This window comes from Paraburkholderia sp. SIMBA_027 (assembly GCF_046535315.1).
GTDB lineage: Bacteria > Pseudomonadota > Gammaproteobacteria > Burkholderiales > Burkholderiaceae > Paraburkholderia > Paraburkholderia tropica.
The window spans coordinates 1-239 of record NZ_JAWRWY010001521.1 but is presented as its reverse complement, the minus strand read 5'-3'; the positions used below and the strand labels follow the sequence as shown (position 1 = coordinate 239).

The following is a 239-nucleotide window of genomic DNA, read 5'->3' as shown; positions in this document are numbered from 1 at the left end:
AACATACCGTAGCTTAAGCCGTGGCTGTCGAGCAGCGCGCGAAATTCAGCAATATAATCGGCCAGATGTTCCGGCGGTACGCAGGTATCCTCAGCAAACGGAATTGGCTTAGCGGCACCTTTGGCATTGCCAAGCAGACCAACGGCTTTTTTGCGCATTGCATAGATACGTTCAACCCCCGCCAGCTCACGGCACATCTGCCAGCCGATGACACCTGCTTGATGACTGGCGATCAGCTC

At 54.8% G+C, this 239-nt stretch carries 1 protein-coding gene; it reads right to left on the bottom strand.

Going from position 1 to position 239, the window contains the following annotated elements:
• Positions 1 to 239, bottom strand: a 239-nt coding sequence (locus SB764_RS44265) for an FAD-linked oxidase C-terminal domain-containing protein (RefSeq protein WP_410867345.1), incomplete at both ends; no start/stop codon positions are given.